22 protein-coding genes and 2 tRNA genes are annotated in these 22,821 nt (G+C 50.9%); 12 read left to right on the plus strand and 12 right to left on the minus strand.

Features of this window, described 5'->3' with window-relative positions:
* Position 1 precedes the first annotated feature (1 nt).
* Together NSP04_RS10190 and NSP04_RS10195 are read left to right on the plus strand one after the other, a co-directional pair.
* Complete coding sequence (locus NSP04_RS10190; RefSeq protein WP_257512220.1) at positions 2-532, plus strand: TRAP transporter small permease subunit; 531 nt, start codon at positions 2-4, stop codon at positions 530-532.
* Positions 523-1,965, plus strand: a complete 1,443-nt coding sequence (locus NSP04_RS10195; RefSeq protein ID WP_257512221.1) for a TRAP transporter large permease — start codon at positions 523-525, stop codon at positions 1,963-1,965. The genes NSP04_RS10190 and NSP04_RS10195 overlap by 10 nt, the downstream gene beginning before the upstream one ends.
* Here NSP04_RS10195 and NSP04_RS10200 read toward each other — a convergent pair whose 3' ends face one another.
* From NSP04_RS10200 to pmbA, 4 genes are all read right to left on the minus strand, one after another.
* The gene (locus tag NSP04_RS10200; protein WP_257512222.1) at positions 1,966-3,111 is read right to left on the minus strand and encodes a sensor histidine kinase; all 1,146 of its coding nucleotides are present in this window, start codon (positions 3,109-3,111) and stop codon (positions 1,966-1,968) included.
* 10 nt (positions 3,112-3,121) lie between these two features.
* Positions 3,122-3,790: a response regulator transcription factor gene (locus tag NSP04_RS10205; protein ID WP_257512223.1), complete on the minus strand. Its 669-nt coding sequence runs from the start codon at positions 3,788-3,790 to the stop codon at positions 3,122-3,124.
* A gap of 214 nt (positions 3,791-4,004) precedes the next feature.
* Positions 4,005-5,084: a TRAP transporter substrate-binding protein gene (locus tag NSP04_RS10210; protein ID WP_257512224.1), complete on the minus strand. Its 1,080-nt coding sequence runs from the start codon at positions 5,082-5,084 to the stop codon at positions 4,005-4,007.
* Between the two features lie 21 nt (positions 5,085-5,105).
* The gene (gene pmbA, locus NSP04_RS10215) at positions 5,106-6,458 is read right to left on the minus strand and encodes a metalloprotease PmbA (protein WP_257512225.1); all 1,353 of its coding nucleotides are present in this window, start codon (positions 6,456-6,458) and stop codon (positions 5,106-5,108) included.
* A gap of 27 nt (positions 6,459-6,485) precedes the next feature.
* Between pmbA and yjgA the strand changes: the two genes are divergently transcribed.
* The 4 genes from yjgA to NSP04_RS10235 all read left to right on the plus strand — a co-directional run bounded on the left by yjgA (position 6,486) and on the right by NSP04_RS10235 (position 8,761).
* Positions 6,486-7,052: a ribosome biogenesis factor YjgA gene (yjgA, locus tag NSP04_RS10220; protein ID WP_257512226.1), complete on the plus strand. Its 567-nt coding sequence runs from the start codon at positions 6,486-6,488 to the stop codon at positions 7,050-7,052.
* Entirely contained in the window at positions 7,049-7,669 is a 621-nt protein-coding gene (gene mog, locus NSP04_RS10225; protein WP_257512227.1) for a molybdopterin adenylyltransferase, read from the plus strand. The genes yjgA and mog overlap by 4 nt, the downstream gene beginning before the upstream one ends.
* Complete coding sequence (locus NSP04_RS10230) at positions 7,666-8,343, plus strand: alpha/beta hydrolase (RefSeq protein WP_257512228.1); 678 nt, start codon at positions 7,666-7,668, stop codon at positions 8,341-8,343. Before mog ends, NSP04_RS10230 begins: the two co-directional genes overlap by 4 nt.
* A 103-nt stretch (positions 8,344-8,446) precedes the next feature.
* On the plus strand, positions 8,447-8,761 hold the full coding sequence (locus NSP04_RS10235) for a DUF3717 domain-containing protein (RefSeq protein WP_257512229.1): 315 nt from the start codon (positions 8,447-8,449) through the stop codon (positions 8,759-8,761).
* On the opposite strand, the gene NSP04_RS10240 is transcribed toward NSP04_RS10235, so the two are convergent.
* A complete protein-coding gene (locus NSP04_RS10240) occupies positions 8,684-10,015 on the minus strand; it encodes a PcfJ domain-containing protein (protein ID WP_257512230.1) in 1,332 nt (443 codons plus the stop codon). The two genes, NSP04_RS10235 and NSP04_RS10240, sit on opposite strands and share 78 nt — an antisense overlap.
* Between NSP04_RS10240 and NSP04_RS10245 the strand changes: the two genes are divergently transcribed.
* A complete protein-coding gene (locus NSP04_RS10245; protein ID WP_257512231.1) occupies positions 10,014-10,814 on the plus strand; it encodes a crotonase/enoyl-CoA hydratase family protein in 801 nt (266 codons plus the stop codon). The genes NSP04_RS10240 and NSP04_RS10245 overlap by 2 nt on opposite strands.
* Here NSP04_RS10245 and NSP04_RS10250 read toward each other — a convergent pair.
* Positions 10,811-11,353: a hypothetical protein gene (locus tag NSP04_RS10250; RefSeq protein ID WP_257512232.1), complete on the minus strand. Its 543-nt coding sequence runs from the start codon at positions 11,351-11,353 to the stop codon at positions 10,811-10,813. The genes NSP04_RS10245 and NSP04_RS10250 overlap by 4 nt on opposite strands.
* A 274-nt stretch (positions 11,354-11,627) precedes the next feature.
* Here NSP04_RS10250 and NSP04_RS10255 point away from each other — a divergent pair, with 274 nt between their 5' ends.
* A complete protein-coding gene (locus NSP04_RS10255) occupies positions 11,628-13,115 on the plus strand; it encodes an OmpP1/FadL family transporter (protein ID WP_257512233.1) in 1,488 nt (495 codons plus the stop codon).
* Here NSP04_RS10255 and NSP04_RS10260 read toward each other — a convergent pair whose 3' ends face one another.
* The 6 genes from NSP04_RS10260 to NSP04_RS10285 all read right to left on the minus strand — a co-directional run bounded on the left by NSP04_RS10260 (position 13,116) and on the right by NSP04_RS10285 (position 19,436).
* A complete protein-coding gene (locus tag NSP04_RS10260) occupies positions 13,116-14,564 on the minus strand; it encodes an efflux transporter outer membrane subunit (RefSeq protein WP_257512234.1) in 1,449 nt (482 codons plus the stop codon).
* Positions 14,561-17,689: an efflux RND transporter permease subunit gene (locus NSP04_RS10265; protein WP_257512235.1), complete on the minus strand. Its 3,129-nt coding sequence runs from the start codon at positions 17,687-17,689 to the stop codon at positions 14,561-14,563. Before NSP04_RS10265 ends, NSP04_RS10260 begins: the two co-directional genes overlap by 4 nt.
* Entirely contained in the window at positions 17,686-18,765 is a 1,080-nt protein-coding gene (locus NSP04_RS10270; RefSeq protein ID WP_257512236.1) for an efflux RND transporter periplasmic adaptor subunit, read from the minus strand. The genes NSP04_RS10265 and NSP04_RS10270 overlap by 4 nt, the downstream gene beginning before the upstream one ends.
* 130 nt (positions 18,766-18,895) lie before the next feature.
* Complete coding sequence (locus tag NSP04_RS10275; protein ID WP_257512237.1) at positions 18,896-19,099, minus strand: hypothetical protein; 204 nt, start codon at positions 19,097-19,099, stop codon at positions 18,896-18,898.
* 169 nt (positions 19,100-19,268) lie between these two features.
* A tRNA-Glu gene (locus tag NSP04_RS10280) sits at positions 19,269-19,344 on the minus strand.
* Between the two features lie 16 nt (positions 19,345-19,360).
* Positions 19,361-19,436, minus strand: a tRNA-Ala gene (locus tag NSP04_RS10285).
* 191 nt (positions 19,437-19,627) lie between these two features.
* On the opposite strand from NSP04_RS10285, the gene NSP04_RS10290 reads away from it, so the two are divergent.
* From NSP04_RS10290 to NSP04_RS10305, 4 genes are read left to right on the plus strand one after another with little or no spacing between them, the layout of a single operon-like run.
* Positions 19,628-20,191, plus strand: a complete 564-nt coding sequence (locus tag NSP04_RS10290) for an NUDIX hydrolase (protein WP_257512238.1) — start codon at positions 19,628-19,630, stop codon at positions 20,189-20,191.
* Positions 20,191-20,919 carry a leucyl/phenylalanyl-tRNA--protein transferase gene (gene aat, locus NSP04_RS10295; RefSeq protein WP_257512239.1) on the plus strand — a complete coding sequence of 243 codons (729 nt, stop codon included), beginning with the start codon at positions 20,191-20,193 and terminating at the stop codon, positions 20,917-20,919. The genes NSP04_RS10290 and aat overlap by 1 nt, the downstream gene beginning before the upstream one ends.
* Positions 20,906-21,643, plus strand: coding sequence for an arginyltransferase (locus NSP04_RS10300; protein WP_257512240.1), 738 nt, complete (start codon positions 20,906-20,908; stop codon positions 21,641-21,643). Before aat ends, NSP04_RS10300 begins: the two co-directional genes overlap by 14 nt.
* 56 nt (positions 21,644-21,699) lie before the next feature.
* Positions 21,700-22,755: a quinone-dependent dihydroorotate dehydrogenase gene (locus tag NSP04_RS10305; RefSeq protein WP_257512287.1), complete on the plus strand. Its 1,056-nt coding sequence runs from the start codon at positions 21,700-21,702 to the stop codon at positions 22,753-22,755.
* The last annotated feature ends 66 nt before the right edge of the window (positions 22,756-22,821 follow it).

A 22,821-nucleotide genomic window follows, 5' to 3' on the forward strand; every position in this document is an offset into this window, starting at 1 on the left:
ATTGAATGCCTTGCTGGCCTTGTCCCGCCGAATCGACTGGCTAAGTGCCAAGGTCGGTTTGGCTGTGGGTTGGTTGATTTTGCTGACCACCGTTATTTCCGCTTACAACGCGGTGGTGCGAAAGGCATTTGACACCAGCAGCAATGGCTTGCTGGAAATTCAGTGGTACTTTTTCGGCGCTGTTTTCCTGCTAGGCGCAGCCTACACCCTTCAGCAAAACGAGCATGTGCGCATCGATGTGGTTTCAGGAAGATTTTCTGAAAAAACCAGGGCATGGATCGACATTGTGGGCCATGTTTTATTCACCCTGCCGCTGATTGGCTTTGTAGTGGTGTCGGGCTGGCATTTCACGTACGAATCTTTTCTGGTTAATGAGTATTCCCCAGACCCGGGCGGCTTGATTCGCTGGCCAGCCAAAGCGCTGATTGTTGTGGGTTTTGTACTGTTGGGTTTGCAGGTGTGTTCTGAAGTCATCAAGAAAATTGACGTGTTACAAAATCACGCAAAAGGGCTAGCCACACCATGCCCATAATTCCAGTTGAATGGTTGCCCCCCATCATGTTTGCCGTGTTGGTGGTGTTCATGGTCAGTGGCTTTCCGGTGGCCTTTGCATTGGCCGCTAATGGCCTTTTATTCGGCTACGTTGCCATTGAACAAGGGTTAATGACCACTGCCCTGCTTCAAGCACTGCCCGAACGTATTTTTGGCATCATGAGCAACGACACGCTGCTTGCCATTCCCTTCTTTACTTTCATGGGCCTAGTGCTTGAACGCAGTGGGATGGCCGAAGACCTGCTGGAAACCATCGGCCAGCTTTTTGGCCGAGTACGCGGTGGCCTTGCGTATGCAGTCATCTTGGTGGGGGCCTTGCTGGCTGCCACCACAGGCGTGGTCGCTGCCTCGGTTATTTCAATGGGCTTGATTTCATTGCCTGTCATGTTGAAATACGGTTACAGCAAATCGGTGTCTACGGGGGTCATTGCGGCTTCAGGCACATTGGCACAAATTCTGCCACCTTCACTGGTGCTCATTGTGATGGCGGATCAGCTTGGCGTATCCGTTGGTGCCATGTACCAGGGCGCCCTGCTTCCTGCCCTGATGTTGGTTGCCCTGTTCATCGCCTATGTGTTCTTGGTGACCCGATTTCAAAGAAACGCGCTTCCTGCCCTGCCCCTTGAAGCCTGCCATTACGACGAGCCTGGCTCTGGGCCCCGCATAATGAAAGCCGTAGTATTTGTACTACTACCGCCTTTGGTCCTGGTTTTTCTGGTGCTGGGCACCATCTTTTTGGGTGTTGCCACACCCACCGAAGGCGGCGCCATGGGCGCGATTGGTGCTTTACTGATTGCAGCCTCAAAAAAGCGGCTGAGCCTTTCTATGTTGAAACAAGCCCTGAATTCCACCACCAAGCTGTCTTGCTTTGTGCTGTTTATCCTGATTGGCTCCACAGTATTTGGCTTGACCTTTCGAGCGGTCGAAGGCGATTTGTGGGTTGAGCACTTGATGGGTAGTTTGCCCGGCGGTGAACTAGGCTTTCTGATCGCCGTTCAAATCCTGATTTTTGTACTGGGTTTCTTTCTAGACTTTTTCGAGATTGCTTTTATTGTAATTCCCTTGCTGGTGCCGGTGGCAGACAAACTGGGAATAGACCTGGTGTGGTTTGGCGTAATGATCGCCATGAACATGCAAACATCGTTTTTAACACCACCGTTCGGCTTTTCCTTGTTTTACTTGAAATCGGTTACACCGAAGGCAATCAAAACCCTGGAAATTTACAAAGGGTCAGTGCCGTTTATTTTGATGCAGTTGCTGATGGTGGTGCTTATTTTTGTGTTTCCTGAACTGGTGTCCCGGGACAAGCAAGTGGAATACGAAGACAGCCCGCTACAGCTAGAACTGCCCGCACAAGGTTATGGAAACGAACAACCTTTCACGCCACAGTTCAACCCACAGTTCACACAATAATTAACTGGCTCGTTGAATTCTTCCGTCAGGCGTTTCCGCTTTTAATGGAATTCGATCAGCCAACTCCAGCACGAAAACTGTGCCGCCCTCCTGAACGTTGCACATCGATAAATTCCATTCCATTTCTTGACACAAACGCTTCACAACGTATAAGCCAATACCAGTCTTTGGAAGATCACTGCCAAAACTCGAATTTTTCTGCGCTTTGTCGCTGATCAAATCTTCGCTGATGCCCGGGCCAGAGTCTTTGACAGTAAACCGATGCACCCCGCCGTGGCGGCGATAAGAGAAAAACACACCGCCCTCATAGGTGTGCTGAACTGCATTGAAAACCAAGTTACCCATCACGCGCTTCAGTCGGCGGGTGTCCGTGTGAATCAGATATTCCTCAACATCAACCTCAAATGTCAGGCCTTTGGTTTCGGCCAACTGCCCCATCCAGCCTTCAAGCGACCTGCACATCTCGGTGCTTGAAACACTGTCTATGCGTTTTTCACGTTGCTCACCCAGTTCAAGGCGGGTGGCTTCCAACATGTTCTCTGCAAGGTCATGCAACCAGCGTTGGCAACTGGTCATTTGACGAATAACCTGACTTGACTGGGCATGCTGCGAATGATTCTCCAGTGACGGGTGGCCCACCAATAGACCCAAAGCATGCAAAGGTTGCCGCATGTCATGCTGCACGCCTGCAAGCCAGCGCAGGCGGTCTTTCCATTCGCTCAACACCGCGTGCTTGGCATTGCGCCACCTCGCTTGCTGCGTGCGCCTGTTTTGAATGCGTTGCTTTGCAATGCTATAGCGGTGTTGTCGCTCTAGGAGTACAGCAAGCAAGGTAAAAGGTGTCACCCAACACAACACCAGGAAGCTGATGGATTGCCAGTTCAATGAAAGCACCCAACCACCAAATGCGGAGGCAAACACCAGAAACCACAATTTCTCGGTTGGGGGTACACGAAAAGCACGGCGGCAAGAAACCTTGGCGTTCAGCAAACATCCACTGACAAACGCGATGTAGGCCAATTGAGCTTGCGCACCTGTTTCCAGCCCTACCAGCTGAAACGACAAGGGCAGCAGGCACAAAGAGGCCAATAAACAAGCATCGTAATGCTGCTGAACCCAAGCGCTAAGCTGGTTGATTTTCCTCATGGAGCGCAGCTTAATCGGAATAAACCTCATCGGTTTTTTGCTCCTGCCATGCGCGGTAAAGCATGGCTGCTTCCAGTCGATTGCGTGCGTTCAAACGTGCCAAAATGCTTCGGACATGGGTTTTAACAGTTTCTGGTGACAGTCCCAGGTTCTGCGCAATTTCATGGTTCGACTCGCCTTTGGCGATGCGATACAGCACCGACACCTGACGTTCGGTGATTCGCGCCATGCGCTGACCAATCGTGAATCCATTGGCCTGTTGGTTTTTCTGGCTGATCTGATCGGTCCAGTTATTTCTGCGAAGACGAAGAACCATGCTGTCTAACACGCTTAGTACACGGTCCTGGGTAATGCCTTTCGAGACAAATTCCGTTTCTGGATAGTCATCAGCCATATCACCCAAAATTTCTTCATTCCCAGAAATGACCAATGTTCGACTGTAATCGAATGTTTCAAGTGCAGTTTCGAGTACTTTCTCTGGTGACATGTCGGGTAGGCCCAAATCAAGTAGAACCAGATCGGGTTGTTCAAAACGGCTGTGTTCAAGTGCTGGGCCGATTCGGCTAAACAGCTTCACCTCCAGGTCGGTGTACCGCGAGTTCATGATGTCGCGTAAAGCCATTGCAATGATTGGGTGATCGTCAATGATGAAAACGCGTAGCTGATTAGGAGTCGACATAAATTTGTCCCATACAAGTCAAGTGCCAGAAACTGTCGCAGTGGAAAGAATAGTGCCCACACCACTCATTACGACAGCCAAAAGAAGTGCAAACAACCCCGAGTGGAGCGACACTGCGTTGGGTGACTTGTGGCACGCAAATAGTTCCATTAAGAAAAAAAGCGGCCACTAGAGCCGCTTGTTATATCTGACTACCTACCTGTAGGTCAAAAACTTACTTCGATCTGGGTATGTAAGAGGCCATTGAATTTTCCGCGACTCTGAACCAATTGCTTTGGTCGTTTCTAAAGCGATTCCATGAAGTGAACATTTTCTTGAACTGGGAGTTTGACTTCGACTCATCGGCATACAGCTTTTCGGCCTCTTTGTAGGCTGCGTCCAGAATATCCCGAGGGTAAATCCGTAACTGGGCACCAGACTGAATCAAGCGATTTAAGGCCGCTGGGTTTTTGGCATCGTACTCAGCCACCATGGTGACATTAACCTCGGCTGCAGCAACCTCCAGCGCAGCTTGGTAGTTTTTGGGAAGTTTGTTCCAGGCGTCCAGATTGATGTAGAAGCTCAGCGAGGGACCAGGCTCCCAAAAGCCCGGGTAGTAATAAAACTTGGCCACTTTTTGGAAACCCAGCTTTTCGTCGTCATAGGGCCCTACCCACTCGGCGGCATCAATGGTGCCCTTTTCCAATGCAGGGTAAATGTCGCCGCCCGCGATGGTTTGCGGTACTGCACCCAGTGCGGCCATGATCTTGCCACCAAACCCGGGAATGCGAACTTTCAAACCTTTCAGGTCGTTCAGGCTTTTCACTTCTTTGCGCCACCAGCCGCCCATTTGGGTTCCGGTATTGCCGCCAGGGAAATTGATGATGTTGTAGTTTTTAAGGAAATCGCGGGTCATTTGCAAACCGCCACCGTGGTACAACCAGGCATTTTGCTGGCGGGCGGTTAGGCCGAACGGCAAACCCGCCTCAAAAGCGAAAGTGGCATCTTTTCCCACGTAGTAGTAGCCCGCGGTGTGCCCGCATTCCACGGTGCCCCGCTGAACCGCGTCTAGCACTTGCAAACCCGGCACAATTTCACCAGCGGCAAAGGGGCGAATATCGAATTTGCCACCCGTCAAATCCGAAACCCGTTTGGCCAGTTGGGGCGCAGCACCCCACAAGGCATCCAGACTTTTCGGGAAGCTTGAAGTAAGGCGCCAGCGAACACTGGGCCCATCCGCCAGCGCTACGCCGGTGCTGGCCGCAGCCGCAGCAACACCCACGCTGGCTTTTCTAAGAAAGGAACGACGTTCCATTGCTTTCTCTCCAACTTGTTTTTAGTTGCCTGCAACCGTCATGGATTCAATCAGAATGCTGCCCACGTGCTTGCTGCCGCGCCAGTATGCGTCGTCGCCCACTGCCACGATATTGGCCAGCATGTCTTTGAGGTTACCTGCAATGGTAATTTCTTCAACAGGGTGAACAATAATTCCGTTTTCAACCCAGTAGCCAAATGCGCCACGCGAATAGTCGCCAGTAACGCCATTCACACCCTGCCCCATCATTTCAGTGACCAGCAGGCCAGTGCCCATCGTTTTCAACAATGCATCCAGACCACCCGCCACTGTTTTGGTCGAACTCAAAATCAGGTTGTGCGTTCCACCCGCGTTTCCAGTGGTTTCCATGCCCAGCTTGCGCGCCGAATAGCTTGACAGGAAATAGCCGTTGCACACGCCCTTTTTAACAACCGTGCGGGCCTTTACTTTCACGCCTTCTTCATCGAAAGGTGAGCTACCATGCGCTCCTTCGATAAATGGGTCTTCCTTGATGGTGATGTGCGGTGCCCACACTTCCTTGCCCAATGAATTCAATAAGAAACTGGTTTTGCGATAAAGCGATGAACCCGACACTGCCCCCACGTAATGGCTGACCAGACTGGCGGCAATCGGAGCTTCAAAAATAACTGGGCAGTTGCGCGTTGTTATTGGCTTAGACCCCAAACGTGCCAATGCACGTTGTGCGGCATACGTACCAATTTTTGCAGGCTTTGCCAGGTCTTTGGCTTTTCGCTCGGATGAATACCAAAAATCCCGCTGCATGGGGCTGTCTTTTGACTTCTTGGCCTGAGCGATTGGTGAAACCGACAAAGAGTGCCGTGAATACGGATAACCGCCCTTGAAACCCTTGCTGTTGGCTGCGTAAAAATGCCCCGATTCCGTGGACACATTGGCCCCATCGGAATTGCGAATTTGTTTGCTGACATCAAATGCCGCCTGCTCCATGATCAAGGCTTTCTCAACCGCTTTGGCGGTGCTTAGGCTCCACGGATGGTACAAATCAAGGTCGCGATGCCGCTTGGCGATATTGCCTTCGTCTGGCAGGCCTGCGAATTTGTCGGCCGCAGTGTATTTTGCAATGTCCAGCGCGGCTCGAATGGCGGAATCGATTGCCTCAATTGAAAAATCGGAAGACGATGCATTGCCCCGTTTGGTCCCCTTGAACACGCTAACGCCGAAACTCTTGTCTCGGGTGTGTTCAATGGTTTCAATTTCACCCATGCGCACGCTGACCGACTGGCCCACAGCCTCACTGATGTCCACTGCACAATCAGTGGCGCCCAGTGATTTGGCTTTTTTCAATGCGTATTCGGTTAATTCCTGAAATGTCTCGGATTTAAAGCTAAAGCCCATATTGCCCTGCGAAAAGTGCTGCCAAAAATGGCTAATATACAGCCCATGGAACCAGAAAACGAAAAACAGGGCGAGTTTGAAGAATATGATCGCCCCAGCAAGTCATCAGTGAAGCGAGACATGCTGGCCCTGCAAGATTTGGGCAAAACCTTGTGCGAAATGCCCTTTGACAAAGTCAAGAGGGCACCGATCGGCGAGCGCCTGCTTATCGAGATCGCAGAATTTCACAAATGCAAATCATTTGGTGCAAAAAAACGCCAAATGCAGTTCATTGGCAAATTGATGCGCGATGAAGAGCATGAAGAGGTTCAAGCCTGGGTGAATGGCGAAACCGTGGAGCAAAAGCTCAAAGTGCTGCACCTGCACGCCGCCGAGCAGTGGCGTGACCGCTTGATTGAAGACCCAGGACTGCTGGCGACCTTCATTGAAAGTTACCCAGCTGCTGCGCGCGAGAACCTGAACCCGATCATTCGGCAAGCCGTTCAGGAACGTGCTGCCAAAAAAGCCCCCCGCAATTTTCGACAGCTGTTTCAGATCATTTACCGCTTGATCGAAGAAAAAGCCGAGCAAGATGCTGACAGAGGCGAAGAATGAATTTTGATGCCGTAAAAATTGGTTTGGTGTCGGTCAGCGACCGTGCATCGGCCGGCGTTTACCAAGACCAGGGCATTCCAAGCCTGAAGACCTGGTTGCAAACTGCGCTATTGAATCCGGTTGAGTTTGTTGAAATTTTAATTCCCGATGAACAGGCTGAAATTGAAAATGCTTTGATGAAGCTGGCCGATGAACACCAGTGCAGTTTGATTTGCACCACCGGTGGCACAGGCCCTGCCAAGCGCGATGTAACCCCTGAAGCCACATTGGCCGTGGCACACAAGGAAATGCCAGGTTTTGGCGAACAAATGCGCCAGATCAGCCTGCATTTTGTGCCCACGGCGATATTGTCTCGCCAAGTGGCAGTGATTCGTGGTGAAAGCCTGATTCTGAACTTGCCGGGTCAACCCAAAGCGATTGCTGAAACACTGGAAGGTTTGAAAGACCAGGAAGGCAACAGCTTGGTGAAAGGCATTTTCGCTGCGGTACCCTACTGCATCGATTTGATCGGCGGCCCTTACATGGAAACCCGTGAAACCGTGATCCAAGCGTTTCGACCGAAATCGGCCATACGAAAGCCAGCAGAAAGCAAACCCGTTGAAGGAAATGCCCAGTGAGCCCAAATTCGAATCCAAGCATTGAATGTGTTGTAGTAGAAACCGGGCCCAACCCCACGGCATGTGTTATTTGGTTGCATGGCCTGGGCGCAGACGGTTACGACTTCGTGCCCATTGTTAAAGAACTCGAGCAGATGGGCTTGCCCAATACCCGCTTTGTGTTTCCACATGCACCCAAAATTCCGGTGAGCATCAATGGTGGCTATGTAATGCGTGCTTGGTACGACATTAAAAATGTTGATTTACAACGCCAAGAAGACGAAGGCGGTATCCGCCAAAGCCAAGCCTCGCTTGAACAGCTTATCAACGATCAAATTGAGTTGGGTTTCAAGGCCGAGCAAATTGTGCTGGCTGGTTTTTCGCAAGGCGGCGCAATTGTTTACCAAACCGGCGTGCGTACTCAGCACAAGCTGGCAGGTTTAATTGCCTTGTCCACCTACCTGCCTTGTGAAAGCGCTTTAGATGGCGAAATGAACCCCGAAAATATCAGAATTCCAGTGCTTGCTGCGCACGGCGAACAAGACAATATTGTGTTGATGGAACGCGGAGAAAAAGCTGTCAAGTTATTGCTTGAAAAAGGTTTTTCTGTGGACTGGCACACCTACCCAATGGCACATTCCGTGTGCGGCGAGGAAGTGGTTGAAATTGCGAACTTTCTTAAGAAAGTACTCTAACTCCCTGCATGTTAATGTTTCCTCTTCACGGCCTAATACTGTTTAAATCGACAGTATTTTGGTTTACAATTGAGAACATGGAATCACCACGCAGGGGCACACAATGCCAACAAGTAAACAATCCAAATCTCCAGACCACCCAGTGTCAGTGGTAGAAATTGAGAGGGCAATTAACTACTGGCGACAGCAGTTTCCCTCGTCGCGCGACACCATGACATTGTGTTCACAGGCCGCCAGCCTTGCTGAAATTTATGCACAAATGATTATTTTTCAGCGTACAGCTGTTATGTGGTCTGAATTTTCACACAAGGCAAAAGAAGCATTTCAGGGTGCAGGTCAATCAACCCAGCCTGCTGAGCAATACATGGGCAGCACTCCACAATTGGCTGGAGACCGGGGAATTGCAAGGACCCTTTAACTGACTGATTTGCCACCCGCTCGCACCTTCCCTGCGAAATTCCAGCGTACCGCGTTGCGGAGCATGGCCTTTAATCTGCAGGTGAAAAATACACACATCGCCAGCCATGCAGCGGTCAATGTAGGAAGGCACGCAATGGTGCATTTTCTTTGCTTCGCTTAGCAAAGCATTTAGCGAAGTCAGTTCGATAAAATCAATGTTGTTACCCAAACTTCCCATTCCGATTACTTCAGGCCAGAACACATTCGGTCGGCCCATTTCAAGGTCGAGTTCGACCAAGTGCCAGTGCACTTGGCGAGACATCAAAGTGTCGTATGTCCAATGCCGCGAAATCACCACGCGCTGTTTGCCTGAACCCGCAGCACTACCCAACAACCAATCGGTAATGAGTGGGAACTCCTCGTGGGCAAGTTCATGCCGGTGCGCCAGTTTGTCGGTACTTTGGCGGCGTTGGAGTGCTAGCCTGACCCCGCGCAAAATGTTCAGGGCTGGCATTGTGTTCAGGTCCTCGTGGTTGCGACGCAACCAGGTTCCCAAACCGCCAAAACCCAACAAGGCCGCGGTTTGCTTGTCCACCCAGGAAATTGGAACTTCACGCGCCAGCGCCGAGTGAAAATTAACCCAGCTTAGGTGACTTAATTGCCCCCAGTCGATTCTGGCAATGTAAGCTTTTTTCTGGTGTGTCAGCCAACGCCACGAATGCTGGCTGAGTCCCTGCGCAAGCATTCGATTTTTAACCACTCGCCAATTGGGCAAGTTACTCCACATACCACGGTCTTGGGCCAATAGTGGAGCCAAGGCAGGGTTTTCCAAAAGCCTTGCATTCAATACATGCTTAAAAGCAGCCACCTGGCTTAAATCAAACAGAGTGGACTTGCGAGGCAACACACGCAGACTTAACTTGAACACTTCATAGCCAAACCGCCGCCTTATTGCAGCTGACCAAGCACGTTGGACATCTTTCAAACTCACCGATTCAATGGGAAGGTTAAGTACTGCATTTTGAAATTCTTCTGGAACCCGGATACTGGGCGGCGGCTGCCAAATGGAACGCATCAATTCAGCTTTCAAATTCCATGCGGACGAATCGTCTAACAGCACCGGGCTGGATTCTGCCAACTTGACCCGCAAACGCATTCCCCATTCGAAATACAAACCACTCCGCGTACTCACAAAGCGTGCAGGCAGGCGCATGGACCGAACTCGCGGTATGCTTTGGGCAGTGTTCAATTCAAAATCTAACAAAGGGCGCATGATGGACAACACAACAGAAGAACCCGTCAACATTACGATATTACAGCAAGGAAAGATTTGGAAAATTTCGATTAATCGCCCCGAAGCCAGAAACTGCGTAGACCGTTACACAGCGGATCAACTAGAGAAGGCCTTTCAGGCTTTCGAAACTGATGCCACAGCGCGAGTGGCAATCTTCACAGGTGAAGGTGGCAACTTTTGTGCAGGGGCAGATTTGAAAGCGGTTGCTTCTGGCGACCCAAGCCGCGTCAATCGCATGGAGCGCCACGGTGCGGGCCCCATGGGAATTAGTCGCATGGAATTAAGTAAACCTGTTATTGCAGCAGTGTCAGGTTATTGCGTGGCGGGTGGACTTGAACTGGCGGCCTGGTGCGACATGCGCGTGGCCGATTCAACTGCTGTGTTTGGCGTGTTTTGCCGCCGCTTTGGCGTACCGCTAATTGACGGCGGCACGGTGCGTTTACCCCGATTGATTGGTCAAAGCCGAGCGCTAGACATGATCCTTACTGGCCGTGGCGTTGAAGCGAACGAAGCTTTTTCGTGGGGATTGGCAAACAGACTGGAAATAGACAGAACTGCATTTGAAGGTGCATTGGAATTGGCTGAATTGCTGTGCAAACATCCGCAAACCTGCATGCGAAATGACAGGCAAAGTGTGCTGACACAGTGGGGATTTGGAGAACGCGAAGCGCTTGAAGAAGAGTTTGAGTTTGGATTGAACACCCTCACTTCGGGCGAAACCGTGGAAGGTGCTACTGCGTTTAAAGAAGGATCCGGCAGGCACGGAGAGACTGTTTAATCCAGATTCATCACCACGCCAAATCGTGCAGTGTTGGCACTGCGGCGTGATTCCGCTGTGAGATTGGATGAACGCGATTCAACCCCCACGAACCAGTTGGCCACTCCACCACGATTGGCCAACAAATATAGGCCTTGGCTTTCGCTGTTCATGGAGTTACCTGACAAGCGCCCCGGTGCATACACCAAACTCAAATTTTCTTTCAGTGAAATTTGAAGCCCGCCATAAACGGCTTTGACCATGGAAAGCGCCTGGTTTTCGCTGTCATCAAGCTTAATTTTGCTTTGAGTGGATTTGGTGGCATGGCGAGGACTTTCGTCCACTTTCACACCACGAAATAAAGGCACTTTGGCCAGCAAACCAGGATCGATTTTTTTTGCTGTCGTGTATTCAGGAATTGGCTGATTGATTACACTCAATGTACGGCTTGTCTTCAAGACCAAGTAGTCGCCAGCACGGGCAGCGCCAGTCAACGTGGCGCCAAGAGCAATCACTGAAAGCGACACTGTCATCCGTTTCATGACCGATGTTCTCATCATGCCCTCCTTCAATACAGAAAAATACTTACAACCATTAACAATTAATTCCTACAACAAATCAACTACATGATTGGACTACCCCCAAAGCGGGGCTGCCATGGATCGTGCGCTGAATCAATGCCGAAGGCACTCTTTAGAGTATGAGATCTACTTCACAAGTCAAAAGTAACAGTTTTAGGCTTTGGTGATACACTGAAATGACTACATAAAAGTCACTACCTTGAGCTAATCACTTGAAGCAAGTGCACTGATCGATACATCGGAGACATCACCCATGCAATCTTCTGTTCGAGGAGCCGGATCCTCGTTTCGCTACACACGCTTGGCTGCAAGCTTTGTTTTCTGTTTTTCCTCATCGTCGGCTTTGGCGGGTGGAACGGCATTTGATGCGACCAGCATTAGTGCAATGGGCAACGCATCCGCTGGTCAAGCCGCTGAAGCAGGCGATGCGTCTGTACTGTTTGCAAACCCGGCTGCGCTGACGCGTTTCAAACGTGCCGAGCTTACTCAAGGTGCTGCGGTGGTGGCCATTGGCACCGATTACACATCGACTCAAAACAATGATGGTGCGGATTCTGGGGCGCCACGGGGTCAAAACGGCCAGGTGTTTAGCCGCAAAGATGGTTTTGATGCTGGCGCATTGGCCCCCAATTTGTATGTAGCGATCCCAATCAATGAAAAATTGGTTATGGGCTTTGGGGCTTCGGCTTCACACGGACTGGTGATTCACTACGATGAAAACTTTCCAGGACGAAATCAAGGGCGCGATATTGATTTCAAAGTAACGCGATTAAACCTGGGTCTTGGTTACAAACTCAGCCCTACTTTGTCCTTGGGCGTGAATGGCTCCTATGAACGATACTTTCAATCGATCAAGCTGAAGCTGAATTACCGCGAAGCAGTCGAGGCACTTGCACCCGGTTCAGCGGCTTTGCTCGAAAGTCCGGCCGGCGCGTTAATTGGAGCGCCACCAATTCCAGGCGAAAGCAATGCGGGTTTGCGGATGTTTGGCTGGGCATTCAATGCGCAAGTCGGTGGCTTGTGGGAACCCACAGAAAAAACGCGCGTGGGTATTTCATATCGCCCGAAAACAGAATTCACGGGCAACAGGGGCAAATTCAAACTTAATGATTCGCCCGAACAAGCCGCTTTCCGTGCCTTCCTGAACAGCGATGGCTTAATCAACAGCCTAGCCTTTGCCGCCTTGGGTGTGAATGGTCCCCAGGCCGCTGGGGATTTGGCACCAGAGCAAATTATCAAACAGGAAATAACCTTGCCCGATGAACTCCGTATATCGGTGTTTCACCATGCAACACCAAAACTTGATTTAATGGGTACTTACACACGGCAGGATTTTTCCGTAACCACTTTGAATTTCCAGCGTGAAAGCAATGGCCGCACTCTGGAAAACATTCCACAGAATTTCAAGGCTGCTGAATCTTATCGCGTGGGCCTTAATTACAAACTGTATAAACGACTTACCTTGCGCGCGGGTTATGCCATTGAAAACAGCGTAATTGATGATGCAACCAGAATTACGATATTGCCCGACAGCGATCGTCAATATTTCGCACTCGGTGGCCAGTTTGATTTAAGCCGCGACACGAGCATTCATTTCGCATACCAGAAGCTGGACACAGACCCGGCGCCAGTGGGAAACAACCGAAGCATTGACCCACCCGAAGTGCGCGGAGGGGAATTTCAAGGCAATGTGCAGCTAGATACTCACTTCTTCGGTATTGGTTTCACCGAACGTTTTTAATCAGCTTTGAACACCCAAAGCGCGGAACAAACCTGCAATCAACGTGGCATAGTTGGTCTGTTCCGTGGCAAGGGCCTGTTCAGCGTTGGCATACACACGCTGCGCATCCACCACATCCAGAAAGCTCACCAAACCCAGTTGATAAAGCGCATCCGCTTGTTCAAAACTGCGTTTGCTGGAAACCACCGCTTTGCCCAGCGCGGTTTGTCGCGATGCGGATGAGTTTATTGCCGTCAATGCATTTTCGACTTCTTGAGTTACCTCGCGCAGCACTTGTTCATAGTCAGCCAATGAACCTTCAGCACGGGCCTTGGCTGCATCCAGCCGGGCGTTTCTTGCACCGCCGTCGTAAATGACCTGATTCAGCAAAGCAGACAAAGAGCCGATCAAAATACTGGTCGCAGGGTTTGAATTGAGCGCCGTACTTCCAATTTGAATGCTGGCCATCAATTCAATACTTGGATAAAAATCAGCTTGTGCCAAACCCACTTCAGCCGCCGACTGCGCAAAGCGAGCCTGGGCGAGCTGAACATCTGGCCGGGCTTGTACCACTTGAAACGGCAAACGTGTAGGAATGCTTAAACCATATTGCGGCAGCGCGCCTTCTGGCTTTAACAATTCCTCATAAGCGCCGGGGAACTGGCCAGCCAGCGTGGCCAAACGATGCCTGGAATCTTGAAGTGCCTGTTCCAGGGGGGCAATATCAGCACGCAATGTTTCAACCGATGTTTCCGCGCGCCGAACATCTAGCTCGGGCGACAAACCGCTTTCAAAACGGGTTTGCACAATGGCCAGTGTTTTCTCCTGCAAGCTCACGGAATCACGCAGCATGTCCAATTGCTTTTGATTGCCGCGCAACAGCAAATATTCTTGCGCCACATTGGTGCTGGTTGAAATAATTTGCGCACGAAGGCTGGCTTGCTCAGCCAACAAGCTTGCAGCGGCTGCGCGCACCTCTTGCTCCACCCTGCCCGCCAAATCAATTGGTAACGTGAATCCCAAGCCCAGCAGGGCGTTGCGTTCATCGCGGTTGTTGTTTCCGACATTGCCGGTGTTATTGGATGAACCGCCGTTTGAATTACCGCGGTCTGAACGCTGCCCACTGACTTCGCCATCCAGTTCAAGCAACAGTGAGTCGCCGGTTTCACTGAGCGCCAGAAGCGCCCTGGCCTCTTTTACGCGGGCTGCAGCCGATGCAATTTGAAAATTGCTTTCCAGGCTGGTTTGCACCAGTTGGTTCAGGATCGGGTCATTGAATCCTTCCCACCAGCGAACGCCCGCCACACCTGCGTCGTTCACGCTGCTTAAATTCTGCAGAATGTCTTGGGCAACAAACTGCGCGGGGGTTTGTGTTTTTGATTCCGGTATTTCAGGTGAAGGCGCGGTGGCGCAGGCCGACAATCCAACAATGGCCAGAGAAAGAATGAATAACGAACAAAGGCCTTTCATGCGCTCACCTCGTCTTTCTTCACCCGGGCTTCGTACTCATCAATTTCCTTGTCGAGAAGTTCGGCGGCATGCGCTCTGGGCTTCATATACGGCGCAATGAAACTGTAGCCCATGGGTGCCAAGTAAAGTGTAAACACGGTCGACAAACCCAAACCACCCAATACCACCCAGGCGATCGCCTCACGCGCTTCTGCGCCTGGGCCCGACGTAAGCACCAAGGGCAACACGCCCAACACAGTGGATAGAACTGTCATGGCGATTGGGCGCAAGCGCAAACGCGCGCCTTCACGCACGGCCGACTCAACTGTGTGCCCTTCATCACGCAATTGATCCATCATTTCAACCAATAAAATTGCATTCTTTGTCATCAAGCCAATCAGCAAGACCAAACCAATTTGGCTGAACAGGTTAAGCGATTGGCCGGTCAGCAACAGCGCAAACACCGCCGCTGCCAAACCAAACGGCACCGTGAACATCACCACCACAGCGCTGCCTACGCTTTCAAATTGCGCAGCCAGTACCAAAAACACCACCACCAATGCCACAGCAAAGGTAATGAACATTTCATTGGAAGTTTCTTCAAGCGTGGCCGCTTCACCCAAGAAAATCAGCGTCGAAGTAGAAGGCAACTCCGCGGCGGCCACAGCGCGAATTTGCTGCATGGCTGTACCCAAATCTGTACCGGGCGGAATACCAATATTCAATTCCACTGCCCTGCGCTGCCCATGGCGGTCCAGTTCCGCTGCAACGCCACGCTCTTCAACCGAAATCATTGAGGCCAGGGGTACCAATTGATCAGCATCGCTTTTGGTGTAAACATTCAGCAAATCAAATGGCGAGTTCAGGCTGCCCTTGCTTGAGCCGAGCATGACAGGCACCGCTTGATCACCCACACTCAAGTCGATCAGTTGATATTCATCAGCCAAAATCTGCAGGGTTTGCGTAATCCTGCTCACCGGCACTTGCAAGTCGGTGGCTTTTTCCCGATCAATTTCAAATCCCAGTTCCGGCTGTGATGTGTCGTACTGCACTCGAACGTCTTGCACGGCGTCAATCTGTTTAATCAATGCATCGGCAAGCAGGTCGGCATTGTTGGCCAGCACGTCGTAGTCATCACCCAACAAAGCAACTTGCAAACCACCACCGCCGCCACGAATGTTCAAGCTGCTTTCATTTTGGAAACGCACTTGTGCGCCCGGAATGCTGGAGAGTTCTTTGCTTAACTTGGCCGCCAATTCCTGCTGTGACGTGTCACGATCGCCCCAATCGGCCAGATTGGCCTGAATCGCAACACGGTTTTTGTCATACCGTCCAACAATGGTGAAAAAATCAGTGATCAGGCCCTGCTCTTGATAAGGGCGCATTATTTTCTCTGCAATTTGTCCCTGCCTGCCGCTGTACTCCAGTGAAGCGCCATCAGGCCCGGTGAAATCCACTACCAAACGGCCGCGATCTTCGGGAGGAACCAGTTCCTGGCTCAGCAATGTGAAGACGAATGCACCCGAGATGGCAATTCCAACGAAAAAGAGAAGAGACACCAAACGGTGTTTCAAAAAACTGTCCAGCGTGCGGAAATAATAATTGGCAATTTTATCGCCGGCATGCTCCATTCGACCCATGAACCGGGCACCTTTGCCCGTGGTGGGTGGGTCTTCTTTTAACAATCGAACTGCCAACATGGGGCAAAGGCTAAGCGCTACAAACGTGCTGATAATGACTGCCATGGACAGCACCATGCCAAATTCCCGGAACAGGCGACCTGTTTCTCCAGGCAAAAAAGCGATGGGTAGAAACACTGCGACCAGTGAAGCTGTGGTTGCAATCACCGCAAAGAAGACCTGCTGAGTACCCAGCACCGATGCAACGGTGATGGACTCACCCAACTTCTTGCGGCGTTGAATGTTTTCCAGTACCACAATGGCATCATCAACAATCAAACCGGTGGCCAGCACCAGGGCCAGCAAAGTCAGCATATTGACTGAGAAACCCGCCAGCCAGATCGCAGCGAGCGTACCCACCAAGGCAACGGGCATGGTAACGGCTGGAATTAACACTGCGCGCCATTGCCCCAGAAACAATGCGATCACCACCAGTACCACCAGCACGGCGAATACCAGCGAGGTTAAAACTTCTTGCAACGCGCCTTTGATAAATACCGAGTCATCGGAAATCATGATGACCTGAAGGTCTTTGGACTGCGCATTAATTTCAGCCATACGCTTTTTTACATCACTGGCAATTGCAATCGTATTGCCCCCGGCCTGACGCAGTACGCCCATGCCCACCACCGCGCGGCCATTGAGCAATGAATAGGACTCTGCAGACATTGGGCCATAAAATACATCGGCCACGTCCCGAACCCGAACACCGTTTCCAATCAGAATTGAATTGATTGCCTCAGTATCAATTGTTGAAGCATTGGCACGCACCAGCAGTTCCTGCTTACCAGACAAATAACTGCCGGCAGGCACATCCAGATTCATCGACTCCAGGCTACTGAGCACATCGGTGGTCACCATGCCAAACCGGGCAAGCTTTGCAGGGTCGAGCAACACCCGCAGTACGCGAGGTTGGCTACCATTCAGCGGCACATCTGCCACGCCTGTTACAGAGACAAATGCGGGCACCAGGTCGCGCTCTACGCGCTCGGCCAAATCCTGCATGGCCAAGGTGTTGCTATAAACGGCAAGTTGCACCACTGGCCGAGCATCGTCGTCCGCTTTGATCACAAGCAGCTGATCCAGATTTTCCGGCAGTTGGTTGGTAATTCGGCTAACCGCTTCCCGAACATCGTTGGCGGCCACGTTCACATCCACATCGGGCGAAAATTCCATGCGAACCCGCATGTTGTTTTCTTCGCTTGAACTTTGAATTCGCAGCACGCCGGAAACGCGGGCAACCGCGCCTTCTACTTTGGACGTTACCTCGGCATCCATGGTAGTCGGCGATGCACCTTGATACACAGCACGCACCAACACAACAGGTCGGTCAATGTCTGGCAATTCACGCACTTCCATGCCGAACATGCTGACAACACCTGCCAGCATAATCAGCAAATTGAGGACCACAATCAGTACAGGTCGCTTTAGCCCCAGGGCGGTTAAACCTTCAGTGGCGCGGCTCATTGAAGAGGATCCTCAACCAGCTCTACCTGCACACCCTCCGACAGACGCAGACCGCCTTCTACAACAACCGAATCACCTTCCCGAATGTCGCCTTCAAGAAAAACCTTTCCCTGCCTTCGGTCTGCCACGCGAAGATTTACCCTATCGGCCTTGCCATCACGCACCAGCCAAACATAAGACCCTTCACGGTCCCACTGAAGGGCAATTTCAGGCACTGCGGCAAGCATTTGCCCTTTCACAGCCATTTGGACAGAAAACGACATGCCCGGGCGAAGCAAATCTTCAGAATTGTTAATGTTTGCTCGCACACGAAGGGTTCGCTTTTCAGCGTCAAGTCGGCTGTCAAGCGCAACTACAGCCGCGTCGAATTGTTTGCCGGCGACTGCAGGGGTAGTTGCGGTAACCTGTATTTGATCCATCGAATCTGGATTGAGTTGACTGATGATCGCTTCGGGCACATCAAAATCAACATAGATTATTTCTCTTGAATCAATTCCAGTTACCAGTACATCAGGTCCAATCCTCTGACCTGGATCAATGTCAGTTATTCCGACAACACCGTCAAAAGGCGCGCGAATTTGGTGAAAAGAAATGGCCAGCCTCGCCTGTTCAACTGCAACCTGCGCAGCTTCGAAATCAGCTTGGGCTGAATCAACCTGTGTTTGAGGGACTGCGCCTTTACCCACGGCCTGTTTGTAGCGTTCCAACAGACTTTGGGTGTTTTTAAGTTGTACCTGTGCAAGGCGCAGCGCCAGTTGCTCTTCGCGATCATCTTGCTGCACCAGCAGGTCGCCGCGCTTTACTTTCTGTTGGGACTTGAACAATACCTTGCTGACTTTTTCATCAACCACGGCATATATGTCTGTTGATTGGCCAGCCCAGCCAGTTGCGATTGCACCAAACGAGCTACCAGTCGATTCAAAAACCACGGGTTCAACCAAGACTTTGGGCGCAGCGCCCTTGCTTCCTTGATTGGGTGTTTCAGAAGATGCGTTGCCTATCAATGTTTGGGCCAGAGCGTAAGCAGCACCCAATACAAGCACGACAATAAGGAAATAAACGAGACGTTTGATCAAGCCGATGGCTCCACTGCAACTGCGACGAGGAAGATTAACACGTAAGGAAGTACCTACTTGCAGACACAAGTGGGGGGAAATAGTTCGAATAACCCCTACCGATTGGGGATAATACTTAGCTTAACCACCACTATTCAGGCACATCGTCGTCGCTAACCGCATCGATGCCTGCTTCAACCACCGCACCTGTTACTTTGATACCAGTAGACACGACTGCGCCAGTAATGGATATAGCCGCACCCGCTGTTGCGCTGACCACTGCGCAGGCCTGCAAATTTGCAAATGCGGTCAGCGCGAGCAAACAAATAATGCCGCTTCGAAATGGTTTTCCCATGTTTAAATTACGCACGTTTGAGAAACTGAAATTGGAGGAAGATTGATTTCGATGCTACACAGAATTTCGAACCCTGTAAGTCTTAAAAGACGGGTTAACAATGTGCAATTCGGGTCAGCAAATAAAAAACGCTTCTGACCCTGTGGGTGAGAAGCGTTTTTGCCGTAACTGGCATCCCCAACCGGATTCGAACCGGTGTTACCGCCGTGAAAGGGCGGTGTCCTAGGCCTCTAGACGATGGGGACCTAAAACCGTGTGCTTTGGTGGAGGTAAGCGGGATCGAACCGCTGACCTCTTGCATGCCATGCAAGCGCTCTCCCAGCTGAGCTATACCCCCTAAGCGAAGACCAAGATTATTAATTATTTCGTTCAGCTTGTCAACAACTTGACCAACCTTTTTAAACGAAACTTTTAAGCCAATCTGCCTTCTGCCTGCATTGCCTCAGCAATTCGAGCAGCCCGAATTATACACACAATTGTCGGTTACACTGCAAGTAGTTTTTACATCGCAATAGAAGCAAACAACAAATGAAATTCTGCAGCACATGTGGCACCCCGACTGAAGTTCAAATTCCTGAAGGCGACAACCGTGAACGCAGTTGCTGCCCAGGCTGCGGCGCTATTCACTATGTGAATCCCAAAATCGTGGTTGGAACCATTCCAACTTTTCACGGTAAGGTACTGTTGTGCAAGCGGGCGATTGAACCAAGGCTTGGCTTTTGGACCCTGCCCGCAGGTTTCATGGAATTAAATGAAACCACCCATCAAGGTGCCGCGCGTGAAACCTGGGAAGAAGCAGGCGCGAAAATTGTCCTTGGCCCTTTATTCACGATGTTCGATGTGATCAGGGCAGATCAGGTTCATCTTTTCTTCCGTGCAGAAATGCCAAGCGCAGATTACTTTGCCGGTGAAGAAAGTCTCGATGTGAAACTATTTTCAGAAGAAGAAATTCCTTGGGATGAGCTGGCTTTCAAAACCGTGTCAAAAACCCTTTCACTTTTTTTTGCAGACCGCAAGGCTGGACGCTACACCTTGCATACAGGCGATGTGTTTAATCACACCGACTGGACCGAGTCGCAATTCAAGGCCTGATGAGTAAAACCACCATTCCCTGGCTGGACTCACCCAAAGACTTTCCCGATACCTCTGAAGCCCTTGAGTACCCATCAGGCTTGCTGGCTGCAAGCCAGGAAATCAACGCTGATTGGCTACAATCCAGTTACGCCAAAGGCATATTCCCCTGGTATTCCCAAGGGGAGCCCGTGCTGTGGTGGAGCACTTCGCCCCGTGCGGTGTTGTACACAACAGAATTCAAGCTGCGCCGGTCTTTGTTAAAAGCCGTTCGTAAAATGCGCAACAACCGTGATAACCGCATTCAAATCAACACTGCTTTTGAAGCGGTGATGCGCGCCTGTGCGGCCCCACGGCAGGGGCAAGAAGGCACCTGGATCACCGAAGAAGTGATCGCCGCCTATGTTGAACTTCACCGCCGGGGCTTTGCCCACTCGGTTGAACATTGGCAAGGTGATCAGCTGGTGGGTGGGCTGTACTGCGTGGCTTTGGGCAAGATGATTTATGGCGAAAGCATGTTCTCTACCCAAACCGATGCATCAAAAGTGGCATTCGCCCACTTTGTGTATTGGCTAAAATCCCAGAATGTGCACATAATTGACTGCCAGCAAGCCACGGGGCATTTGATGTCGATGGGGGCGCGCACGGTAAATCGAAAGGTGTTTGAAACTGAAATGGCAAATTCCATTGTGCAGCCCACCTTGAATTGGGAACCACGCGAATTAATTTGGACGTATGACCAGACCTAAGGAACTGCCCTTCTCAACATTGCAGTTTTATTCAACTGCGCCCTATCCATGTAGTTACCTGGACAACCGCTTGGCCAGGTCGCAGGTGGCAACGCCGAGCCACCTGATCAATGCAGATGTTTACAGCGAACTGGTGCGCCTGGGTTTCCGGCGCAGCGGTTTGTTCACTTACAAGCCGCATTGTGACGGCTGCACTTCTTGCAAGCCTTTGCGTTTGAAAGTAGCCCACTTTTCAAGCAACCGAAGCCAGCGACGCACAGTAAAAACATTTTCAGATCTAAAGCCCAGTGTGCAACGCTTGCATTTCAATTCAGAACACTATGCCTTGTATCTAAAGTACCAATCCGCCCGCCACCACGGCGGCGGCATGGACGAAGACAGCCGCGAACAATATTCACAATTTCTGCTTCAAACACGTGTAAATTCCCGCTTGGTGGAATTCAGAAATGCACAAGGCAAATTGGTGATGGTGTCGATTATTGACATACTGACTGATGGACTTTCATCGGTTTACACCTTCTTCGACCCTGAGGAACGAAGCGGTTTGGGTGTGTATGGCGTATTGTGGCAAATCGACCAATGCCGCGACCTTGAGTTGCCCTATTTGTATTTGGGCTACTGGATCAAAGAAAGCGAGAAAATGGCTTACAAAGCACGCTTTTCTGCAGCAGAAATTCTGCAAGACAACGCATGGCAAACTTTGCCAGACCCGTATATCAAATAAGCAGCCTCATTCCCCGTTACAATGCAGGCTGTTGTCATACACCCTACCCCACAAGCATGTTACTGCCCTATTCCCTGATACGCCCCGCCCTTTTTGCACTAGATCCTGAGAAGGCCCACCACGTCACTTTCAGTAACCTGCAAACACTTCGAAAACTGGGTCTGCTGAAATATTTTTCACCCACAGCAGTGGCTGACCCTGTGAAGGTCATGGGCATCGATTTTCCGAACCGTGTGGGTTTGGCGGCAGGCCTGGACAAAGACGCCGCCTACATCAGTGAATTGGGCCTTATGGGTTTCGGTTTTCTGGAAGTAGGAACCGTTACTCCAAAGCCACAACCAGGCAATCCACAACCTCGAATTTTTCGCTTGCCCAAGGCTGACGCTTTGATCAACCGCATGGGCTTTAACAATGAGGGTGTGGACAAGCTGATCCAGAATGTGAAAGCCAGCAATTACCCGGGCGTACTGGGTATCAACATTGGCAAAAATGCAGTAACCCCGGTGGAAAAAGCCGCTGATGACTACCTGGCTGCACTAGAGGCTGTGTACCCCTATGCCACTTACATAACGGTGAATATTTCTTCACCCAACACCAAAAACCTGCGCGACCTGCAAGGCGGCGACAGCCTGGATATTTTGTTGGGTTCTTTGAAAGAGAAGCAGAAAGCGCTGGCGGATGAGCATGGCCTGTACAAACCTATGGCCCTTAAAATTGCACCCGATCTGGATGATGATCAGATCGATGCCATTGCGCAGCGTTTGACTCACTTTGGATTTGACGGCGTAATCGCAACCAATACCACCATCGACAAAAGCAGCGTTGCAAGTTTGCAATATGGTGATGAACAAGGCGGCCTAAGTGGCGCACCAGTGCTGGAGAAATCTACCCATGTGATTAAGCGTTTGTACGCAGAACTGGGCGATGACATTCCGATTATTGGTGTAGGCGGTATTTCCAGCGGTGAACACGCTGTGGAAAAAATTCGCGCTGGCGCAAAACTGGTTCAAATCTACACTGGCATAATTTACAAAGGCCCCGAGTTGGTCACCGAATGTGCCGCGACAATTCGAGCGAACTGCAAAATTCCAATGCGCCGAAAAGCTGTATAAAAAAGCAAATAGTCAGGTCTGTTGCAACAAAAAAAAGCGGCTTAATTAAAGCCGCTTTTTTGTTTA

The organism is Limnobacter parvus, from assembly GCF_024623725.1.
GTDB classification, from domain to species: Bacteria; Pseudomonadota; Gammaproteobacteria; order Burkholderiales; family Burkholderiaceae_B; genus Limnobacter; species Limnobacter parvus.